General features: G+C 60.6%; 15 protein-coding genes. 6 read left to right on the top strand and 9 right to left on the bottom strand.

The window, feature by feature from the left end; genetic code table 11:
• Nucleotides 1-112: 112 nt before the first annotated feature.
• The gene (locus AB5Y82_RS10565) at nt 113-1,903 is read right to left on the bottom strand and encodes a long-chain fatty acid--CoA ligase (RefSeq protein WP_139747090.1); all 1,791 of its coding nucleotides are present in this window, start codon (nt 1,901-1,903) and stop codon (nt 113-115) included.
• 185 nt (nt 1,904-2,088) lie between these two features.
• On the opposite strand from AB5Y82_RS10565, the gene AB5Y82_RS10560 reads away from it, so the two are divergent.
• Complete coding sequence (locus tag AB5Y82_RS10560) at nt 2,089-2,634, top strand: hypothetical protein (RefSeq protein WP_159143023.1); 546 nt, start codon at nt 2,089-2,091, stop codon at nt 2,632-2,634.
• Between the two features lie 38 nt (nt 2,635-2,672).
• On the opposite strand, the gene rimI is transcribed toward AB5Y82_RS10560, so the two are convergent.
• Nucleotides 2,673-3,122 carry a ribosomal protein S18-alanine N-acetyltransferase gene (gene rimI, locus AB5Y82_RS10555; RefSeq protein ID WP_149153611.1) on the bottom strand — a complete coding sequence of 150 codons (450 nt, stop codon included), beginning with the start codon at nt 3,120-3,122 and terminating at the stop codon, nt 2,673-2,675.
• 118 nt (nt 3,123-3,240) lie between these two features.
• Nucleotides 3,241-3,675: a DNA polymerase III subunit psi gene (locus AB5Y82_RS10550; protein ID WP_368173941.1), complete on the bottom strand. Its 435-nt coding sequence runs from the start codon at nt 3,673-3,675 to the stop codon at nt 3,241-3,243.
• Nucleotides 3,676-3,989: 314 nt separating this feature from the next.
• Between AB5Y82_RS10550 and AB5Y82_RS10545 the strand changes: the two genes are divergently transcribed.
• The 3 genes from AB5Y82_RS10545 (at nt 3,990) to AB5Y82_RS10535 (ending at nt 9,140) form a co-directional block, all read left to right on the top strand.
• The gene (locus tag AB5Y82_RS10545; protein ID WP_368173940.1) at nt 3,990-5,603 is read left to right on the top strand and encodes an ATPase RavA domain-containing protein; all 1,614 of its coding nucleotides are present in this window, start codon (nt 3,990-3,992) and stop codon (nt 5,601-5,603) included.
• 9 nt (nt 5,604-5,612) lie between these two features.
• The gene (viaA, locus tag AB5Y82_RS10540) at nt 5,613-7,067 is read left to right on the top strand and encodes an ATPase RavA stimulator ViaA (RefSeq protein ID WP_213387699.1); all 1,455 of its coding nucleotides are present in this window, start codon (nt 5,613-5,615) and stop codon (nt 7,065-7,067) included.
• A 225-nt stretch (nt 7,068-7,292) separates the two neighbouring features.
• A complete protein-coding gene (locus AB5Y82_RS10535; protein ID WP_368173939.1) occupies nt 7,293-9,140 on the top strand; it encodes a diguanylate cyclase in 1,848 nt (615 codons plus the stop codon).
• Between the two features lie 141 nt (nt 9,141-9,281).
• Here AB5Y82_RS10535 and AB5Y82_RS10530 read toward each other — a convergent pair whose 3' ends face one another.
• On the bottom strand, nt 9,282-10,004 hold the full coding sequence (locus tag AB5Y82_RS10530) for an SDR family oxidoreductase (protein ID WP_368173938.1): 723 nt from the start codon (nt 10,002-10,004) through the stop codon (nt 9,282-9,284).
• A 429-nt stretch (nt 10,005-10,433) separates the two neighbouring features.
• Between AB5Y82_RS10530 and prfC the strand changes: the two genes are divergently transcribed.
• Entirely contained in the window at nt 10,434-12,023 is a 1,590-nt protein-coding gene (gene prfC / locus AB5Y82_RS10525; protein ID WP_085942998.1) for a peptide chain release factor 3, read from the top strand.
• Between the two features lie 249 nt (nt 12,024-12,272).
• Here the strand turns inward: prfC and AB5Y82_RS10520 are convergent, their stop codons facing one another.
• The 4 genes from AB5Y82_RS10520 to mdtH form a co-directional block, all read right to left on the bottom strand.
• Complete coding sequence (locus AB5Y82_RS10520; protein WP_159143029.1) at nt 12,273-13,184, bottom strand: bifunctional helix-turn-helix transcriptional regulator/GNAT family N-acetyltransferase; 912 nt, start codon at nt 13,182-13,184, stop codon at nt 12,273-12,275.
• A 156-nt stretch (nt 13,185-13,340) separates the two neighbouring features.
• Nucleotides 13,341-14,990, bottom strand: a complete 1,650-nt coding sequence (locus AB5Y82_RS10515) for a hypothetical protein (protein WP_159143030.1) — start codon at nt 14,988-14,990, stop codon at nt 13,341-13,343.
• A 14-nt stretch (nt 14,991-15,004) separates the two neighbouring features.
• Nucleotides 15,005-15,415, bottom strand: a complete 411-nt coding sequence (locus AB5Y82_RS10510) for a type III secretion system chaperone (RefSeq protein ID WP_159143031.1) — start codon at nt 15,413-15,415, stop codon at nt 15,005-15,007.
• A 135-nt stretch (nt 15,416-15,550) separates the two neighbouring features.
• Complete coding sequence (mdtH, locus tag AB5Y82_RS10505) at nt 15,551-16,744, bottom strand: multidrug efflux MFS transporter MdtH (RefSeq protein WP_127006888.1); 1,194 nt, start codon at nt 16,742-16,744, stop codon at nt 15,551-15,553.
• Nucleotides 16,745-16,836: 92 nt separating this feature from the next.
• On the opposite strand from mdtH, the gene AB5Y82_RS10500 reads away from it, so the two are divergent.
• The gene (locus AB5Y82_RS10500) at nt 16,837-17,730 is read left to right on the top strand and encodes a LysR family transcriptional regulator (RefSeq protein WP_005349020.1); all 894 of its coding nucleotides are present in this window, start codon (nt 16,837-16,839) and stop codon (nt 17,728-17,730) included.
• A gap of 32 nt (nt 17,731-17,762) precedes the next feature.
• On the opposite strand, the gene AB5Y82_RS10495 is transcribed toward AB5Y82_RS10500, so the two are convergent.
• Nucleotides 17,763-19,538, bottom strand: coding sequence for a M4 family metallopeptidase (locus AB5Y82_RS10495; RefSeq protein WP_159143032.1), 1,776 nt, complete (start codon nt 19,536-19,538; stop codon nt 17,763-17,765).
• Nucleotides 19,539-19,725: the final 187 nt, after the last annotated feature.

Below are 19,725 nucleotides of genomic sequence, written 5' to 3'. Positions count from 1 at the left end.
GCGTTGAAATACAGAACCCCCGATGCAGTACATAGGGGGTTCTGAGTAGAGAAATGCTAGTTGAAAATGTGTAAACCTATTTCAGGACTAGACACTCTGAACCTGAGCGATATCAGACGTGGTTATACATGGCCTCGATTTCGCTCTGGTACTTGGCCTCGATGATCTTGCGGCGCAGCTTCATGGTGGGGGTCAGCTCACCCAGCTCCATGGAGAAGGCGCTCGGCAGCAGGGTGAACTTCTTCACCTGCTCGAACTTGGCCAGCTCTTTTTGCAAGTCGGCGATGCGTGCTTCGAAGAACTCCATCACCCGGGAGTGGCGCAGCAGCTCGGTCTTGCACTGGTACTGCAGGTTGATGGAGCGGGCGTACTCCTCCAGTGACTCGAAGCAGGGGACGATCAGCGCAGAGACGAAGTGGCGGGCATCGGCGACGATGGCGATCTGCTCGATAAAGCGATCCTTGCCGATGGTCCCTTCCACCAGTTGCGGAGCCACGTACTTGCCGTTGGAGGTCTTCATCAGCTCCTTGAGGCGCTCGGTGAAGTAGATATTGCCTTGGCTGTCGAGCTCACCGGCATCGCCGGTACGCAGGAAGCCATCCTCGGTCATCACTTCTGCGGTGGCGTCCGGCTTGTTGTAGTAGCCGCGCATCACGGTCGGGGAGCGCACCAGCAGCTCGTTGTTCTCACCCAGCTTCACTTCGATGCCGTTCAGTGCCGTGCCGATGGAGCCGAGCTTGAACTGGCTGTCTTCGTAGCAGCAGACGGTGGCGGTGGTCTCGGTCATGCCGTAGCCGTACTTGAGGTTGAGCCCCATCGCCTGGAAGAAGAGGTTCACATCGTCGGCCAGACGGGCGCCCGCCACCGGCAGGAAGCGGGTACGACCGCCAAAACGGGCGCGCAGCTTGCGAAACACCAGTCGCTCGGCGAGCCAGAGCTGGCCGTAGAGCAGCGGGGAAGCGGACTTGCCCGCCTGACGGGTGGCAACCATCTGCTTGCCGACCCTGGTGGCCCAGCCAAACAGGGCGCGGCGCAGAGCCGGAGCCTGAGCGACTTTGGCCTGGATCATGGCATAGGCCTTCTCGTAGAGGCGCGGCACGGCGCACATCACGGTCGGCTGCACCTCGCCAATCACATCCATCACCTTCTGCGGATCGCGGATATAGACGTTCTCGGCGCCGCAATAGAGCACGTAGTAGCTCCAAGCCCGCTCAAACACGTGGCTGAGCGGCAGCATGCAGAGCGACACATCCTGCTGATTGAGGTCGAGGCGGCTGTTGTGCATCTCGAAACAGGCGGCGATGTTGCTGAAGTCGAGCATGACCCCCTTGGGCTCGCCGGTGGTGCCTGAGGTGTAGATCAGGGTCAGCAGATCATCCATCCGGTACTGGGTTTCCCGCTCGCGCAGCTCCTGCTCGCTGGGCTGATGGTTGCCGGAGACCAGAAATGTCTGGAAGTGGCTCGCCTGCTCGCAGCCGCGCAGGTTGACGCTGCCGTCGAGGGCGATGAGCTGGCGGATCTCGCCGCTTTCAATCAGTTGCAGCGCCTGATCGAACTGAGGTTGTTCGCCAACGAACAGTACCTTGATGCCGGCATCTTTGACGATGTAGCGCAGCTGATCGAGCGTACTGGTGGGATAGATAGGGACGCTGACACCGCGGGCGGCAAGGATGCCGAGATCGGCCTGGGTCCACTCCGGCATGTTGCGGGCATAGATGCCGACCATTTCGGTTGGCTGGTGGCCGGCCCGGATCAGCGCCTGTGCGCAGTAGTCCATGGCCTGGCCCAGAGTACGCCAGCCGATGGCGCGCCACTGGCCATCTTGCTGAACCCGCAGGGCAGCCTTGTTGCCAAGCTGGGCAATACGTTCACGCATCAGTCGAACCAGATGAAGCTTCGGCATCAGTTAAACATCCTTTAATTACAGTTGTACGCCCGCGAGGGCACTAAAAATCGGGCTAGAGTTTAAACTCCAACATTATGGCTTACAAGTGTTCGCCGTTTGTCTTGGATCACAAAGAGTGCAAATAGCTCTCCCTTTGCGCAGACTGGCCGATACTGCTAGGAGGCATAGAGAGGGTTAACGATATGAATCTGTGGGTGAAAGGGGCGTTGGCCGCGGTCGGGCTGATGGTGTTGGGGGGCGCTGCGTTTTGGTTCTTTGCCGGAACGTCATCACAGGGGCCCGCCAATCCCTGGTATCAGGGGGCCGAAGGGTATCAGCAGGCGCAGCAACAGGCGCTGGCGTTGGGCTATCCGCTGCTCTATGTGCTGGAGACCCCCAAGTGCCGCCGCTGCGGCGATCTGGAGAAGAAATTCTGGCAGAGCAAGGAGATGGCTGGCCCGCTTGCCCGGTTGGTGAAAGTGCGGCTCAACCCGGGCAAGGGGGATGGCAGCGAGCAGATCCTGCGCCGCTTTCCCAAAGTCGCCACGCCGCCCGGCATCTATATCCAGCAGCCGGGCCAGCCTCTCAGGCCCATCAAGATAGTGGTGGATATCGACCAGATCTGGATGCCTGGAAAAACCTGGCAGCGTGGCTTCTATATGCCGCTCTCCGGTGCCGGATTCGAGGCGGTGGTACATACCACCCTGGCCTTGCAGGATCCCGCGCTGGACAACGCCCCCCTCGATTGAGGGGGGACAAAAGGCTTGGGCGCGACGAACAGGCTGGATCAGCCGAAATCGAATAGTCGCGACATCAGCACCGCATCTTCCCTGTCGTTGCCGGTGCCGTAGTAGTCGGCGCGGCGGCAATATTCGGCAAAACCGGCGCTCTCGTAGAGGTTGATGGCGGTCCGGTTACTGGCCCGTACCTCGAGAAACCAGGCCTCTGCCCCGGCTTGCTTGCTGCGCGCCAGATAGGCCTGCAACAGCGCCCGCCCCAACCCCTTGCCCTGAAACGCCGGATGCACGCAGATGTTCATCAGCGAGCTGTCACCGGCCACCAGATCCGAGATATAGAAGCCCGCCGGGCGACCATCGACCAGCATCAAGCCGTTGAGATAGCGAGGGCCGAAGCAGGAGAGCAGGTTGGCCTCACTCCACGGCTCCTTGTGAGCGGCTTGCTCGATGGGGTAGACAAGGTCGAAATCGCTCTCGAGCAGGGGACGAAACTCAGGCATGGGGGCTCCGGATGGCAAGATGTTGGGCACTGGGGTTAGCAGAGGTTGCAGAGGCGGCATTTGTAAAATCAGGTAAAAAGAGCGGCATCACAGTGGGACTTGGCGGCATGATGCAGGATCACGCCGCGCTGGCCGCAAGGTGCTGGCGCAGCTGTTGCCACAGGGCGCGCTTTTGGGCGGCGCTGGGGGTGAGCGGGCAGATCAGCGCATTTGGCCGCTCGGGGTTGGCCTCCGTCAGCCAGAGCAGGGGGGAGGCGCCCGCCGTTTGCAGATCGGCAGGCGGCAGCTCGCTGAGCAGTGAGACCTCGTCGGGGGTCATGCCGAGCAACTGGCAGATATCCGCCAGCAGCGTGGTGGCAGGCAGCTGAGGCGCCAGCAGCCAGAGTTTGCCGCTGGGTAGCGGAGCGCGGGTGGCCGGTGCCGTGTGGCCCGGGAGTGTGGCGTTTTGCTCAAGCTCGGGAGCGGGTGCTGCGCCCAGCAATGCCGGACGACGCAGTTGCCAGCTTTGAATGCCCATGCGGGCCAACATGCTCTGACGAACGGGATCTTGCATTTGAGGCGACTCACTCTTGATCTGCATTGGGGAAAATTGTGTTGCGCAGGGTACACTCGAACCGCTTTTGCTGCACCCTTTGCAACGCATCATCTGGCGCATGCGGGCATGGTGCTCATCACGACACTGGCTATGCATGGGCGCAGCACGCTGCCGATATGGTATCGCACTGCCTTTGCGTTTTTTCCTGCCAGAGGCGGGTATTGTGCGGCAAGAGATACCAGAATAAACATCATAACAAGACAAAACCCAAGGTCGAGCAAATGGATATCGCGCCTTGGGGCTAACATCATCCCAGCTTCGGAACACTCTCTATGTCGTCTTTAGCTCAAGCCCAGAACCCTGCGCGTCTTATTCCCATCCAGGAGCGCTTGCCCCGGCTGCTGGCCGCCCTCGGTGAGGGACTTTACGAACGGCAGGATGCCCTGCGCCTCGGTCTGCTGGCGGCCCTCAGCGGTGAGAGTGTCTTCTTGCTGGGGCCACCCGGTATTGCCAAGAGCCTGATTGCCCGCCGCCTCAAGCTGGCCTTTCACGACGCCCGCCACTTTGAATACCTGATGACCCGTTTCAGTACGCCGGAGGAGGTGTTCGGTCCCCTCTCCATTCAGGCGCTGAAAGAGGATGGCAAATATCTGCGCCTCACCACAGGCTATCTGCCGGAGGCCGAAGTAGTGTTTCTCGACGAGATCTGGAAGGCAGGTCCAGCCATCCTCAATACCCTGCTCACCGCCATCAACGAGCGGCAGTTTCGCAATGGCGACAGCCAGCACCCCATCCCGATGCGCTTGCTGGTGACCGCGTCCAACGAGCTGCCGGCGCAGGACAGCGGGCTGGAGGCGCTCTATGACCGGATGCTAGTGCGGATCTGGATGGACCGGGTGCAGGAGAAAGCCAACTTTCAATCCATGCTGGCCAGCGATGGCCACGCCCACCAGAACTTGCCGGAATCCCTGCAGATCCGGGGGGATGAGTACGAACAGTGGCAGAACCAGATTGAACAGGTGCGTCTGCCGGATGCCTGTTTCGAGCTTATCTATCAGCTGCGCCAGCAGCTCGACAGCCAGCTGGCCCATCGCTGCTATGTGTCGGATCGCCGCTGGAAGAAGGCGGTACGGCTTATCAAGGCGAGTGCCTTCTTCAATGGTCGTGACGAGGTCGCACCGGTAGATCTGCTGCTGTTCAAGGATTGTCTCTGGCATGACGAAGAGTCCCGCACCGCCCTGCTGGAAATGATGACCGAGTTTTCCCGCCTTTACGGCTATCAGCAACTGGCGATGACCCGTCAGCTGCTGGCGCTGCGGGATCAGTTCAAACAGCTCAAACAGAGCGTGGCCCAACGCCTTTGCACAAAGGCCCGGCAACGCAAGCAGTGGTTTGGCCGGCGGGCCCGGGGTATCGAGATCCCGCTCGCCAATGCCAGACCCTTTGGCAAGCAGGTGCACTTCCATCTGCTCACCCCGGCGCCGCTGGATGGCGGCGATCCTGAACGGCTCACCAGCACCCTGGTGTTCGATCGCACCTTGCTCTCCCATTGGCATCCCACCGGTGAGGCGCTGGTGGGTTATGAGTTCGGCAACCCGAAAGAGGGGCATTACGAGCTGGTGCTGGACGATGAGCTGCGGCTGCAGGTGCTCGATATCCAGCGCCAGCAGATCCCGTTGGTGCTAATGGAGCGCAACGCCATCCCCGAGGTGGTGCTGGCGCCCTGGTTGCAGTCACTCGACGAGCAGCTGGTTCAGGTCGGCAAGGTGATGCAGATACTCAAGCAGCAGCGCAGCCTGTTCGAGCGTCACCAGCAACACCTCTTTATCGCCCAGCGCTGGCTGCAGCAGGTGGAAGACAGCTTCTTCGTGCTGAACCGGGATCTCGAACTGCTGCGTAGCGAGCTGACCCAGTGGCGCGAGCGGTTGCCAAGGCTGGACGAGTAAGGAGCGCTCATGCTTGAGATCGGCATGCTGGATCTGGGCCTTCTCATGGGAGAGGGTGAGCTGGCGGGAGAGGTGGTGGCGCTGCTGGCGGCCTCACCCAAGATTTCCGAATTTATCAAACGCTCCCCGCTACAGGGCAAGCTGCTGAAAAAGCGCCTGCAGAGTTGGGGCGAGCAGCTTGGTGAGGAGATCCGTCACAAGCCGGTGCCGGTGGCGTTGGAGCAGGAGTACTTGCTCTATCAGGCGCACCGGCAACTGCCGATGACCGAGCTGATTGGTCGCCTGCCCGGCCTACTGGAGTCGCTGGAGCAGTACAGCCCCTTCGCCGGTGAGGCCCGATCCTTGGTGCGTCAGCTGACGGCCCACCCCACCGAGGGGCTGCGCCAGCTCTTTATCGACAAGTGGCGCGCCAGTCTGGTGGGAAGCTTGCTGCAACTGCAGCAGCAGATCGCCGAAGCGGAGCGGGAGAAGCAGCGTCAGGAGATTGAAGATCAGCTGCTGGCGAGCCGCACCCTGGCCGATGCCCTCGATCCCAACCAGATCTCCGCCGGTGGTTTGTGGGATCTGGCACAGGGGCACTGGCACAAGCGCAGTCTGGTGCTGGTCAAGCAGTATGCCCGCATGTTGCAGCGCGAGCCCTTGCTGGCGGAGATTGCCGGCCTGCTCGGGCGCAGCGAGCGGGATCGGCGGGCGCAGGAGCAACCTGTGCCGCCGGTTCAGGTGCTGGAGCTAGAGCCTGCCCCCAGCGACGATGTGCCGGACGATCTGGTGGGCATCCATCAGGCGAACGATCTGATGCGGCTGCTGCCAAGTGAAGCTGTGATGCTGGGGCTGCCGGAGCTGGAGCTGGAGTTCTATCGCCGCTATCTGGAGCGGCGCCTGCTCAGCTACCAGTCACGTGGCACCTTGCCGCGCCAGCGCATCATGCTGCGCACTCCGGAGCAGGGGGGGCAGCAGTTGCAGCAGCGAGGCCCCTTTATCGTCTGCGTCGATACCTCCGGTTCCATGGGGGGCTATCCCGAGGAGTGTGCCAAGGCGCTGTTTCTGGCGCTGCTCAAGGTGGCGATGGATGAGAAGCGCGGCTGCTACCTGATGCTCTTCTCCACCGAGGTGGCGACCCTCGAGATCACCGCAGATACCGGTCTGGACAAGGCGGAACGCTTCCTCTCCATGAGTTTTCACGGCGGTACCGATCTGGTGCCCTGCCTGGAAAAAGCGCTGGTCAAACTCGATGATCCTGCCTTTGCCAAGGCGGATGTGCTGGTCATCTCCGACTTTATCGCCCAGAGCCTGCCTCATCCCCTGCTCGATCAGATGAACCGCTATCGCCAGCGCCAGACCCGTTTTCACGCCGTCGCCATGTCCCGCCACGCCAAGCAGGCGCTGTTGCGGGTCTTTGATAACAGCTGGCTGCTCGATTGTGGCCTGCGCGGCCGGCTGCTGCGGCGCTGGCAGCATCACTAGTGACCGGGAGGGGGCAACCCCTCTTGGTTGTTATCCCGCCTCCTCTTTTTCGCTGTGCGTCCCCGCTTTTATTCCAACACGATGATATCGCAGTAAAATGTGACTAGCCTGCCATTCGGGCTCTCTGTCCGGGTGATAGCCTTTACAACCATTGTTACAGGGGAAAGATGGTGATTTTCCGGCATCGGCTTGCCCGATGATCTTTCCCATTGATCCGGAGTATGTATGAGCCGACTTGCCTTGCTGCTGTTGCTGGCGGTGTTCGGGCTGGCAGCCAACCCCTTGTCCCCCGAGCAGTTGGAAAATGAACTGGGAGGGATGGAGCGGGTCTACCAGCCGATCGAGTTGTTGCGGGAACGCGTTGCCCGTTTGCAGCGGGACGGCAACGCCTATCCGCGGTCGCAGCAGATGCGGATCAGTCGTCTGGCTTGCTGGGCCCAATCGGCCGATGACATGCAGGAGTCCCGTACCGCCATCGCCAATGCGGAGCGGATGCTGGCCATTGCGCGCGAGCAGGGTGATGACGCCACCGTGGCGGAGCTGACGATTTGCCGCGGCTGGTTCAATCAGCTGCTCGGCGAGGTAGCGAAGGCTCGTCACGATTACGATGAGGGGCTGCGGCTGGCAAGAGAAGCCGCCTTGCCAAAGCTGGAGGCGCTGGCGCTGGCTCGCCGGGGGGCCATGCTGTCGTTTCAGGGGGTCTCAGGTCAGGGGCTGATGGATCTCACCAAGGCGCACAATATCTATGAGCAGCTGGGGTTGCCCACTTGGTATCACCAGGCGCAGCTCGAGATTGCAGCCACATTTCGTCGTATGGGCCTCTACGCCGAAGCGCTCGCCACCCTCAACCGGTTGAGCGAGCATTTTGCCAGAAGTCACGATGGATTTGGCTCGGCAAGGCTAAGTGATCAACTGGCGATGGTCTATCTGCAGACCGGGCGTTATCAGGATGCGCTGGGCGAGCTTGAACGCAGTGCGGCCTTTTATAATCAGCCTCAATATCTGATTGAGCATGCCGAACGCATGGTGATGCAGGCCGAGGCTCTGCTCGGGCTGGATCGCCCCGCTGATGCCGGACGCTTGTTGGCACAAGCGGCGAAGGTGCTCTCTCCCGATGTTGACCCCATCCTCCATGCGCATCTCGAGCTGGTGCGGGCGAGGTTGAGAGTCGAAGAGCAGGAACCTGTGCCAGCCTTGCGTGCGCTTGAGAAGATTGAGCCGATTTTGAAGGTGGAAGGGCACGTACGCTTTTTGCTCGAGCTCTACTGGGTACGCAGTCGGGCGCTCGAGTTGCAAGGCGATTATCCGGCGGCACTGGCCGCATTGCGGGAGCATCTGGTGCAGGAGCAGCGGCTCGATCAGCTGTTACGGGAACAGAGCACGGCCTGGGTTCGCGGCGAGTTTGAATTGGCCCGTCAGGAGGGGGAGAACGAGCGACTGCGAGTCGAGCAGCGACTGCAGCAGCAGGAGCTGGAGCAGGTCAAGGAGCGTCGCTTCTGGCTGCTGGTGGTGATGGTGCTTTGCGGGGTACTGGCGCTGCTGACGATGGGGTGGCTGCTTGATCGCAACCGTCGGATGCGTCGTCTGGCCTTTACCGATGAGCTGACCGGCATCAACAACCGCCGTCGGGTGCTGCGGCAGGGCAGCGATATGTTGGCGCTGGCTCGCAGGCAGGGCTCGCCATTTTGTCTGCTGGTGTTCGATATCGATCACTTCAAGCGGATCAACGATACCCTGGGACATCATCAAGGAGACAGGGTGCTGCAATGGGTCTCTCGGGCGGCAGATCGACAGCTGCGACACCAGGATCAGTTGGGGCGTACCGGCGGAGAGGAGTTCTTGATCCTGCTGCCGGATACCAGCCTTGAAGAGGCGTGCCGGGTGGCTGAGCGGATCCGTCACTCGGTCGCCAACCGGGCGCTGCCCGGCATGTCGTACCCGGTAACCATCAGTATCGGATGTGCCTCTCTGCGAGACGATGATCAGGATCTGGCGGCCTTGATCCAGCGTGCCGACAATGCGCTGTATCGTGCGAAAGAGGCGGGGCGCAACCGGGTGGAAACAGATAACTGACGGGCTGGGTATTGTCATTCACCAGGGTGTCATCGCTATTCGGGAGCACACTGATACGGCGATGACACTCGTCCCCTGCGCTCGTTCTTGTCTGCGATGACAGATTGGCAAGCACGAGCGCAGAAGAGCGTCAGAAGGGCGTTATGCCCAGGCGCTGCCGCCATTGAGGTGAAGCACCTCACCATTCATGTTGTTATTGCTCATCAGGAATAGCGCGGCCTGCGCATAATCCTCTCCCTCTCCCAAGCGTTTCAACGGCAGGCTTTGTGCCACGGCAGCCACTTTTTGTGGGTCATTGCCCAGCGCTTTAAGCAACATGGGAGTGCGCATGGGGCCCGGGTTGATTACGTTGATCCGACGGGGGGTCAGCTCGGTAACCAGACTATGAGCCAGCGTTTCAACCGCGCCAGCTGCAACGGCAGGGAGTGCCTTACCTAGTTGTGGGCGGCGCGTCACCATCCCGGACGTGAGCACGATGGAGCCGCGTTCGGACAGTTTGGGTGCTGCGGCGCGGATCGCATGAACACTTCCCCAGAAGCGGCTGTCCATGTTGATTTTCAAATCCTCGATGGCTGCGGTGAGAAGGCTGCCTGGTCGCATGACGGCGGCGGTGATGACGAGATGGTCCAGCGAATCCAGCTGGCTGAAAAAGTGATTGACGGAGTCGACGTCGAGAATATCCAGTTGATGGCCACTGGCATTTGGGCCCAATTCAGCCAGTGCAGTGGCAAGCTGCTCACGGCTGGAACCGCCGATAATGACCTTGGCACCTTGCTCGATCGCCTCTTGGGCTGTGGCCAGGCCAAGACCCGAGGTACCACCGATAATGACGATCTGTTGATTGTGCAGGGTGGAATGTTTCATGTAATGACCTCTCCATTATGTAGATACGATTTACATATTTGTAGCTGGATAGGGAAAGTCCAAGTATGAAAATTTATCAAGAGTGGTTGTTGCTGACATGAGGAGGGGGCCAAGTCCACGTGGTCCGGATGCTGCCATCCGATTCGGAGTGTTTGATTTTCTGTTCAGTTGGAACCTGTGGAACGGATGGGCGGCCAAATTATCATCTCTTGTCAGGCTGGGTATTTTTCACTCGCGCGGGTATAATGTCGCGCAATTTTGCTTTGACTCAGGCGATAAGACCCATGTAACGCAACCCTCCTCCCTCTCTCCACCAGGTTGGCAAGTCGCCAGCTGGCGTGGCTTTCGTTGCGTATACATGTGCCGTGAGCGGCATTCCGGATTTATTCCCACGGTGGCTGATGCCACCGCTCAATAGAAGAACGTTGAATTATGTCAGCTGAATTTCTGAGTGAAGTCTCCAAGAGACGCACTTTTGCGATCATTTCGCACCCGGATGCGGGTAAAACCACCATCACTGAAAAAGTCCTGCTGTTCGGACAGGCCATTCAGCGCGCCGGTACCGTCAAGGGCCGTGGCTCGGGCCAGCATGCCAAATCCGACTGGATGGAGATGGAGAAGCAGCGTGGTATCTCCATTACTACCTCGGTGATGCAGTTCCCCTATGCCGACTGTCTGGTCAACCTGCTTGACACCCCGGGTCATGAGGACTTCTCCGAAGATACCTACCGAACCCTGACCGCGGTCGACTGCTGCCTGATGGTCATCGATGCCGCCAAGGGTGTTGAAGACCGGACCCGCAAGCTGATGGAAGTGACCCGTCTGCGTGATACCCCCATCCTCACCTTCATGAACAAGCTGGACCGCGAAGTGCGCGATCCGATGGAAGTGATGGACGAGGTGGAGCGCGAGCTGAAGATCATGTGCGCCCCCATCACCTGGCCTATCGGCTGCGGTAAATCCTTCAAGGGGGTCTATCACCTCTACAAGGATGAGACCTATCTGTATCAGAGCGGTCAGGGCCACACCATCCAGGAGAAGCGGGTGGTCAAGGGGCTGAACAACCCGGATCTGGATGCCGCCGTCGGCGAAGATCTGGCTCAGCAACTGCGTGACGAGCTGGAGCTGGTGCAGGGCGCCTCTCCCGAGTTCGATCACGATGCCTTTATCGCTGGCGAGATGACCCCGGTCTTCTTCGGTACCGCGCTCGGTAACTTCGGTGTCGACCACATGCTGGATGGCCTGACTGACTGGGCGCCGTCTCCCATGCCACGCAAGGCCGAGAGCCGCGAAGTGGTGGCGACCGAGGAGAAGTTCTCCGGCTTCGTGTTCAAGATCCAGGCAAACATGGATCCGAAACACCGTGACCGTATCGCTTTTATGCGTATCGTGTCAGGTACTTACAGCAAGGGCATGAAGATGCGCCACGTGCGTATCGGCAAGGATGTGAACATCTCCGACGCCGTGACCTTTATGGCCGGTGACCGGGAGCAGGCGGAAGACGCCTTCGCTGGCGACATCATCGGTCTGCACAACCACGGCACCATCCAGATCGGCGACACCTTCACCCAGGGTGAAGATCTCAAGTTCACCGGTATCCCGAACTTTGCACCGGAACTGTTCCGCCGCATCCGTCTGCGCGATCCGCTCAAGCAGAAGCAGCTGCTCAAGGGGCTGGTCCAGCTCTCCGAAGAGGGGGCGGTACAGGTGTTCCGTCCGCTGATTAGCAACGATCTCATCGTCGGTGCGGTCGGTGTGCTGCAGTTTGACGTGGTGGTTTCGCGCCTCAAGAGCGAGTACAACGTCGAGGCCATCTACGAGGCGGTCAACGTCTCCACCGCCCGCTGGGTGGAAGGGACCGACGTCAAGAAGTTCGAAGAGTTCAAGCGCAAGAACGAGGTCAACCTGGCTCTCGATGGCGGTGACAACCTCACCTATATCGCACCGACCATGGTCAACCTGCGCCTGGCACAGGAGCGCCACCCGGACGTTGAGTTCCGCCAGACTCGCGAGCACTGATAAGTGCTTGCCTGCTCGGCAGACAAGATAAAAGAGACCCCGCTTCGGCGGGGTCTCTTGTTTTGTGCCGTTTTGCCTGTTTAAGGAGGGATGCAGGGGGTAATGGTTCAGCATATACCAGTCGCAAGCAGCCCTCACCCTCGCCCTCTCCCAGAGGGAGAGGGAACCATCAGAGGTCAGCCTGAAAGATCGCAGAAGTGTTTTTGCCCCATTATCCCCTTGCGGGAGAAGGGTTGGGGATGAGGGGGGCTACCCCAGTGTCAGCACCATGCAGATCTCGCAATCCCCGTGGCCGGTGCAACCAAGGGGGCCGGGCAAGTGTTCAAAGCCCAGTGATTCGTACAGGCTGGTAGCCTCGCGCAGTACCTCTGTGGTCTCCAGATAGCAGCGGCGATAGCCCAAACCACGAGCTGCATCCAGCGCCTGCAATACCAGCCGTTTGCCAAGGCCCAGTCCGCGCAGGGCGGGCATAAAGTACATCTTCTGCAGCTCGCAGACTCCCTCTTCTCCCGCCAATGGCGCGATACCACCACCGCCGAGGATGGAACCGTCCGGCCCTTCGATAACCCAGTAGCGGCTCTTCTCCCCCTGATAGCTCTGGGAGAGGGTGTCGAGATTGGGATCCGAGACCCCATACCCCTTGTCGGCGGTGAGGCCATATTCGGCCGAGACGGCTCTGATCACCAAGGCGATCTGGGCATTGTCCGCCGCCGTGATGGGGCGGATCTGGTAACCCCGCTGGCGACGGGCGCGGGAGAGGGCGCTGCGATAGAGACGCAACCCTTGCCACAGCTGCTCCCGCTCGAGCAGGCTCAACTGCGCCAGCATCTCTTCCATCGCCCCGTCCATCTCCCGGTGCAACTCCAGCAGCATCCCCTGACCGTTGACGGTGAGGCGGGCCTCCTTGCTGCGGCCGTCGGAGGGGTGCGGGTGCCAGCTGATAAGCTCCCGCTCGGCGAGGCGGGCCAGCGGACGGCTGGCGTTGGATTTGTCGATGTGCAGCTTTTCTGCCAGCTGCTGATTGGTGGCCGGGGCGTTTTCCAGCTCGATCAGCAGGTGAGCCTCGATGGGGGTGAGGGCCAGATTGCCGCACTGCTGGGAGAGCATGCCGAGTTCGCGAACCAGATCGCGCGACAGGGCGCGCAGGGGACGGGGATCCATATCGTGGGTTCCTTTTTAGTTGTGCATGACAACTAAAATAGCGTAAAAGTTGTAACTCGCAACTTTTTTCTCCGTCATGTTTGTATGGGGGAGGTGGAGCAGACTAACCCTGTGTCACTGGATCGGATCAGGATTAGCTGCGGTGATGGCCTGCTATCAGCCTTTGGCGGTCGGAATGCCCCAATCATTCAATCTGGTCTGCCACTGGTGAAGCCCTGCCTTGATCCGAAACGGCCCCAGTTGCCATGGGGTGGGCATGGCTTGCTCCAGCGTGCGAGCCAGCAGCTGTTTGGCCCAGCCCGAACGGTCGGAGCCCTGCCAGCTACCGCCCTGTAACTGCAACATGGAGATGACCTGACGCAGTTCGTGCAATCTGCCGATGCTCTGCTCTTGCTTGAGCTGGCGCATTCTGGCCTGGGATGGCAGTAACCAGCCAAGCAAGCGGGCGGTACGGCTGGTAGCTGGTTGCCGTAGCGCCTGAATACCCTCGTCCAGCACCTTGAAGTAGGGCTGGGTGAGCGTGACTCCCAACATATCTAGGGTATGGGAGGAAAACCGATCTGCATCTGAGTGGGTCGGCAGATTCAGGGTGTTAGCCTCGACTTGCTGCAGGTAGTGGTTGTTTTCCTCCTTGAGCTGCTGTGCCAGCTCTCGCACCTGGGGGAGGGATAACCGGGCCAGGATTGCCAAATCGACACGGGTTGCCGGGATCGGAACTGCCGGGGGCAGATGCTGGCCATCCAGTTCGGCTTGCAGGTTGGCGGCTGCTCTGGTCAGTTTTGCCAGGGCCTGACAGGCTGGGCGATTGGCCAGTTGGCGTGTGATCTCCTGCTCCAGCTTGAGATGTTCCTGTGCCTCCTGCTGCCTTCGCTGGGCCTCCTTCTGCAGCTCGATCGTTGGATTGGGCAGATCATCGCTTGGTGCTGCAGTGGGGGTGGCAAGCGCTGCTGGCGGTAGCGGTGTGGCCCGTACAGTGAAGTTGAACTCCAGTATCCCTTCGAGTTTGAAGTGACGACCCAGAATGCTTTCCCGCACGCTCGCTTGGGCGAAGGCGTGATAGAGCGCACCACGGCCATGACAGGCCAGCAGACGGTTTATCAGGGGTGCAGCCTCCTCCTTGCGGGAGGGAAGGGCGTTGATCTTGACCTGTACACCCCTGGGTGTATCGAGCAAGCCAAGATAGCGGCCGATCTCGGGCTGTTGCAGATAGCCTCGCAGATAGGCGGTGTGGCGCTCACGTTTGGCCGGGTCGGCGTCCAGATAGTGTTGCAGCACCTGTTTTAGCTCCTGCGCCAGTTGCAGCAGTTCGGGTTCGCGCAAGGATCGCGATGGAAGTGGTTGGCTGCGTAACTGGCAGGATTTGCTGCCAAAGGCGCCCTTGAGAGTGATATAGCGCCCGATCTCACCGGTGGGATCTTTGACCAGGGTCTGGATGAATGTTTTGCCGTCCGGCAGTTTTTTTAGCTGGTTGAGCAGGGTGACCAGGTGGGCCATGGGATCGGTTTTCGCCAGCGTCGGTTTGCCGAGTTCATTGCGCATCTGTCCAGCGCTCAGCAATTCATCCAGCGCGGTTTGCTGTTCGGGGTGCTGTGCCAGATAGCCCGAGAGCCCCTTGCGCAGTTCATGGTTCAGCAACTGCTGGCTATCTGGTGTCAGGGCTGGTGGGGGCGGAAGTGTCAGTTCAGCCCGTTCGGCGGTGGGGGCGGTCAGATTGCGAAACAGGTTAATCAGGCGATGGCCGGGATTGCTCTGGTGGCTGGGTGGCATTGCGATAGCTGCAAGTGGGGCGCTGTGGTCGATCTTCATGATGAGCTCCTTGCTCACAGCTCTGCTGCGTAGAGTCGGGGGGTGAGGTCATGAGCCAGTCCGACAAGTTGACCCATCAGGTTGTCGAGCAGTAGTTCATCGCAGTGAGCGAGAAAAATCTGGGCGTAGAGGGTGAGGATTGGCATATCGCCATCCAACCCGAGCCAGGTGCCACCCATCAGAGCGACCTCGCTATTGAGGCTCAGCCAGTGTTGCAGGTTGGCGGGGGTCAGATGATTGGCATCCAGCTGGCCTGTCATCGGAGTGGTGATGAGCAGCACGCTCTCATCGGGAGCGACTTCCAGCCACCACTCTCTATTCTGCGGATCCAGCAACAGAAAGATCCGGTTTTTCTCATCCGGGGCCGCAGGGACCTGCGTACCGGAGAGGCGGGCGATCCAGTGATAAACAGGGTGGTGTGACATGGTGGGCTCTCCCTTTTGCCAAGTGTTGGGAAGAGTATTTCATGGTGTGGCGGCACGCTCTGTCAGTGCTGTCCGCAATTATGGCGGGAAAGGACGAACGACAGCTCCTATGATTGGGCTGCCGCAGGATGCTCGTCAGGCGGCTCTGATAGCCAGCTCCGGGCGGCGGGAGAAGCAGCGGGCGAGCAGCAACATGGTGGCGACGCCTATGGTGCCCAGCACCAGCCAGGGGAGGGCAGGTTGTCCCTGTTGCAGCGAGAAGTCATAGAGGGAGCCGCCGCCCACGTAGCCGGTCATGCCCCCCAGCGCCAGTCCGAGGCGGCTGAAGCCCATGTAGCTGCCGCGGGCTGTGGGGTTGGCCAGCCGGGTCATCAGGGTCTCCCGGGCCGGTTCACAGATGATGATCCCCAGATAGAAGCAGGCCAGCAGTACGAAGATGCCGGAGAGGGTGCTGACGAAAGCGACCAGCCCGATCCCCACTGTCATCAGCAGGATACCTGCCATCAGCCGGCTCTCCAGCCGATAGCGCCGCTCGCTGAAACGGGCGATAGGGTAGAGCAGCGCCAGTGACAGCGCCGTTTCCAGGCTGTACATCCAGCCCACTGCAGTGGTTGTGCCGGAGAGCTGCTTGACCAGAATGGGGAAAATCAGCATCACCTGTACCCACAGCATGTAGTAGCCGCTTAAGATCAGCACCAGTCGGCAGAAGGCGCGATCCGCCAGCACCTGCCCCAACCCTTCCCGCATCGGAGTCGGTTTGACCGAGAGGCGGTAGGCGGGCAACAGGGTCCAGTTGCAGAGAGCCGCCAGGGTGAAGAGTCCGGCCCCCAGCAGGCAGACGTAGGTGAAGTCAAAGCGCAGCAGCCAGCTGCCGAGCAGGGCACCGGTGACGGCGCCTGCGCTCTCCAGCATCATCAGCAGGGAGATAAAGCGGCCCCGCTCATGGGGACGGGTAAATTTGATCACCAGTGCCGCCCGTGGCGGGTCGAACAGGCAACCGCCCAGTCCGGAGAGGAAGCAGGAGAAAATCAGCATGGCGCCGCTGTCGGCCCAGGCCAGGGTGGCAAAGCCGACGGCGCGCAACAGCATGCCGGTGACGATGAGCGGGCGGGCGCCAAAGCGGTCAGCGAGGGAGCCGCCGAAGATCCCCAGTCCCTGCTGGGTCAGCTGGCGCAGGCCGAGGGCCAGCCCCACCAGACCGGCCGCCCAGCCGAGTTGATCGACGAAGCGCAGGCTGATCATCGGCATCACCACAAAGAAACCCAGGATCACCAGTGTGGTATCCAGCGCCAGAAACCAGCGTCCCCAAAACCTCGCCCTATCGACCATAACGCCCTCTCATTTACAGATAACTTCATTCTGGAGAGGGTTTAGATATAGTGGTAGACGACAACTACCTATATTTCATATCAGGATTATTTATGTCTATGGATCTGGACGATCTGCAACTGTTGCTGGATGTGGCCGAGCTGGGCAGTTTTAGTCAGGCTGCGGCCATTCGTGGCTGGTCACAGCCGCTGGTGAGCCAGCGGATTGCCCAGCTGGAGGAGAGCCTCGGGGCGCCGCTGTTTCAGCGTCATCGACGCGGGGTGACGCCGACCCGTGCCTGCGAGGAGTTTCTGCCATCGGCCCGCTCTGCGCTGGCGATCCTGAGCGAAGGGCGGCTGGCACTGCAGGGGGCGCCTGCGCTGCCTTGTATCCGTCTCTCCAGCCTGCCATCCCTCACTTCGGTGGTGTTTGGCTCGCTATTGATGGAGCTGGTGGATGAGCCGTTCGAAATCCGCTGCACCACGGATCACTCCGGCGAGATCATGCAGTCGCTGCTGACCGGCGAGGCCGATATCGGCTTTGTGCTCAAGCGCCCGCCGGTTGCTGGCCTGCAGATGGAGCTGCTTTGCTGCTCTCCCATTATCGCTATCGCCTCGCCATTGCATCCGCTGGCCGGTTGTCACGGCCTCACCCTGGAGGATATTGCCGACCAGCGGCTGGCGCCTCAGGTATGGGGGCCGGGGTGTGACGTCTTTATCCAGCAGTTGCGGCGGCTGCGGCGGGCGGCCAGCCCCCTGCATGCGGTGCAACCCGCCAGTGCTGCGCGGGATCTGGCGCTGGAACACGGGTTTATCACCCTGATGCCGGAGCTGGCCATCAAGCGGGATCTGGAGGTGGGGCGGCTGGTCAGGCTCGATGTGCGCAATCTGCCGCAGGAGCATTGGGATGTGATGATGGCGTGGCGCGGTGGCAAGCGGCCCAACCCGGCTAGGGAAACCGTGTTGGCCACCGCTCGCACGCTGGCGAAACGGTGGCGCAATGAGTAGAGCGATGCGGGACAAGGCCCGCATCGGGTGGGTCAGTAGCTGGCCTTGAGGGTTACGCCACTGAACGCGGAAAACCCTGACAGCTGCACATGCCAGGTGCCCGCCTTGGGATTGGTGAACGAGCAGCTTTCGTTATTGCCCCCCTTGTAGGGACGGCAGTCGTAACTGCTGCTGGTGGGGGCGCTGCCAAAGCGGACGTAGAGGTCGGCATCTCCGGCGCCGCCGCTGCTGCTGATCTGCAGCGATCTGGTGCCCGCCGGTACGTTCAGGGTGTAGTTGAGCTTGCCACCCTTGCTGGCGGCGAGGTTGCTCACCGGCACGCCGTTTTGCAGAACGTTGTCGCTTGGTGGCGGCGTGCTGCCGCAGCTGGCATCGACCCCGACGGTCTGGAAGGCCCGTGCTACATCCGCCTGACTGTAACCCAGATCGGCGGTCGCCCGGCTGACGCCGCAGGCCCCTTGCTGGTAGTTGGTGTTGGCGCCCCAGTAGAGGCGGTTGGCCAGCAAGAAGACTTCAAATGCCTTGCGGGTGTTCCAGCCGCTGCTGGTTGCGAGCAGGTAGAAGGCACGGTTGTAGACCCCTGAGCTGTGGTGTACATCCATCCCCTCCTGATAATCTGCCGCATGGCCGATGGATCTGCCATCCCGGGTCGGATCCTCGAAGTAGCGCAGTGAGCCGTTGCCCTTGAAGATCTGGGCGCCAACCAGCCAGTCGTTGCTCCCCTTCATGTAGAACTCGGCCGCTTCCCCCGCCATATCGGAGAAGGCCTCGTTGATGCCACCGGATTGTCCTGAATAGATCAGCCCGGAGTTCTGCTCGGTAAAGCCGTGGCTCACCTCGTGGGCCGCCACATCGAGGCTTACCAGCGGGTGGAAGGTGGTGGCGCCGTCACCGAAGGTCATCTGGCTGCCATCCCAGAAGGCATTTTCGTAATTCTTGCTGTAGTGAACCCGCATCTTCAGTTTGAAGGTGAGGGGCGCTGTGTTGTACCAGTTGCGGTACATGTCGAACACCACGTTGCCAAAGTAGTGGGCGTCGTTGAGGGGCGAGTAAGCGCCGTTGATCTCCTTGACCCGGTTCTCCGGGCAGGTGAACTGGTGGATGGCACCGCCAGAGGTGGCGTGGTTGAGGTTGATGGTATCGACGTTGGGGCTGGTCATCCGGCAGTTGTCATCGACGATGAGCGGGCCAAAGTCGGTGCCGTAAAAGTATTTGCCGGTCTTGATGTTGCCCCCCGGGCCGGTGGCATCCTTGTGGTTGATTCCCTCCCAGCGTTTGAGCTCCTCACCGCTCTGGGCATCAAGAATGACGAAGGGGCGGCTCGGCTTGTCACCTTCGGCGATGAAGGAGACCTGATAAACCAGCCGGGCCAGCCCGTTCTCATCCTGCATCACGTAGAGTTTGACCTGCTCGTTGCTCCCCTTGCTGCCCACCTTGGCCTTGCTGGCGGCATCCTGTGGCGAGAGGGTGGCGACCGGGCTTGCCACATCCTGATCGATCTGGCGCAGCATGCGCCCGCTGGCCTGTTGCAGCTGGCCGTTCAGGCTCTTGTCAGCTACCACCACCTGACCCATTACCGGGATGCCGTTCCAGACCTGCTCGTAGCGGATCCGCTGCTGGCCGTTGGGCAGCTTGACCACCCGCACCTGACGAAACTCGCCATCTTCCAGCTGCAAGGTACCACTCGCGGCACTGAGGCCTGTCATGGCCCGGATGCCGTTTGCCGTTACGTTGATCTCTACCTCTTGCGCCGCCAGTGCGGCGCTTCCCCAGCAGGCCAGCGCAACGGCCAGATAAATTTTATTCATCTCTTCTTTCCTTAAATCGATGAGGTTGATAAACCGACCGAAGGTCGGGCGTTTTGAAGCTAGTGCCGGTGGGGGAAAGTGCCCCCTGTCAAAAGTGACAGCGCAGCACAAAGGGGTAGCAGGATCTGCCAAAGTGCCATTTGGGGGGCATTTATCGGCGTCATGTGGAGAGCATTATCCGGTTTCA

The organism is Aeromonas sp. s13 (genome assembly GCF_040907905.1).
GTDB classification, from domain to species: domain Bacteria; phylum Pseudomonadota; class Gammaproteobacteria; order Enterobacterales; family Aeromonadaceae; genus Aeromonas; species Aeromonas veronii.
Note: the sequence above shows the minus strand (reverse complement) of the source record. Positions and strands in the feature narration are given on the sequence as shown.

What these genes read in the sequence shown, in the direction of transcription:
- AB5Y82_RS10565 (WP_139747090.1), bottom strand. Translation starts at nt 1,903, where the DNA reads ATGCCGAAGCTTCATCTGGTTCGACTGATGCGTGAACGTATTGCCCAG.
- AB5Y82_RS10560 (WP_159143023.1), top strand. Translation starts at nt 2,089, where the DNA reads ATGAATCTGTGGGTGAAAGGGGCGTTGGCCGCGGTCGGGCTGATGGTG.
- rimI (WP_149153611.1), bottom strand. Translation starts at nt 3,122, where the DNA reads ATGCCTGAGTTTCGTCCCCTGCTCGAGAGCGATTTCGACCTTGTCTAC.
- AB5Y82_RS10550 (WP_368173941.1), bottom strand. Translation starts at nt 3,675, where the DNA reads ATGCAAGATCCCGTTCGTCAGAGCATGTTGGCCCGCATGGGCATTCAA.
- AB5Y82_RS10545 (WP_368173940.1), top strand. Translation starts at nt 3,990, where the DNA reads ATGTCGTCTTTAGCTCAAGCCCAGAACCCTGCGCGTCTTATTCCCATC.
- viaA (WP_213387699.1), top strand. Translation starts at nt 5,613, where the DNA reads ATGCTTGAGATCGGCATGCTGGATCTGGGCCTTCTCATGGGAGAGGGT.
- AB5Y82_RS10535 (WP_368173939.1), top strand. Translation starts at nt 7,293, where the DNA reads ATGAGCCGACTTGCCTTGCTGCTGTTGCTGGCGGTGTTCGGGCTGGCA.
- AB5Y82_RS10530 (WP_368173938.1), bottom strand. Translation starts at nt 10,004, where the DNA reads ATGAAACATTCCACCCTGCACAATCAACAGATCGTCATTATCGGTGGT.
- AB5Y82_RS10520 (WP_159143029.1), bottom strand. Translation starts at nt 13,184, where the DNA reads ATGGATCCCCGTCCCCTGCGCGCCCTGTCGCGCGATCTGGTTCGCGAA.
- AB5Y82_RS10515 (WP_159143030.1), bottom strand. Translation starts at nt 14,990, where the DNA reads ATGAAGATCGACCACAGCGCCCCACTTGCAGCTATCGCAATGCCACCC.
- AB5Y82_RS10510 (WP_159143031.1), bottom strand. Translation starts at nt 15,415, where the DNA reads ATGTCACACCACCCTGTTTATCACTGGATCGCCCGCCTCTCCGGTACG.
- mdtH (WP_127006888.1), bottom strand. Translation starts at nt 16,744, where the DNA reads ATGGTCGATAGGGCGAGGTTTTGGGGACGCTGGTTTCTGGCGCTGGAT.
- AB5Y82_RS10500 (WP_005349020.1), top strand. Translation starts at nt 16,837, where the DNA reads ATGTCTATGGATCTGGACGATCTGCAACTGTTGCTGGATGTGGCCGAG.
- AB5Y82_RS10495 (WP_159143032.1), bottom strand. Translation starts at nt 19,538, where the DNA reads ATGAATAAAATTTATCTGGCCGTTGCGCTGGCCTGCTGGGGAAGCGCC.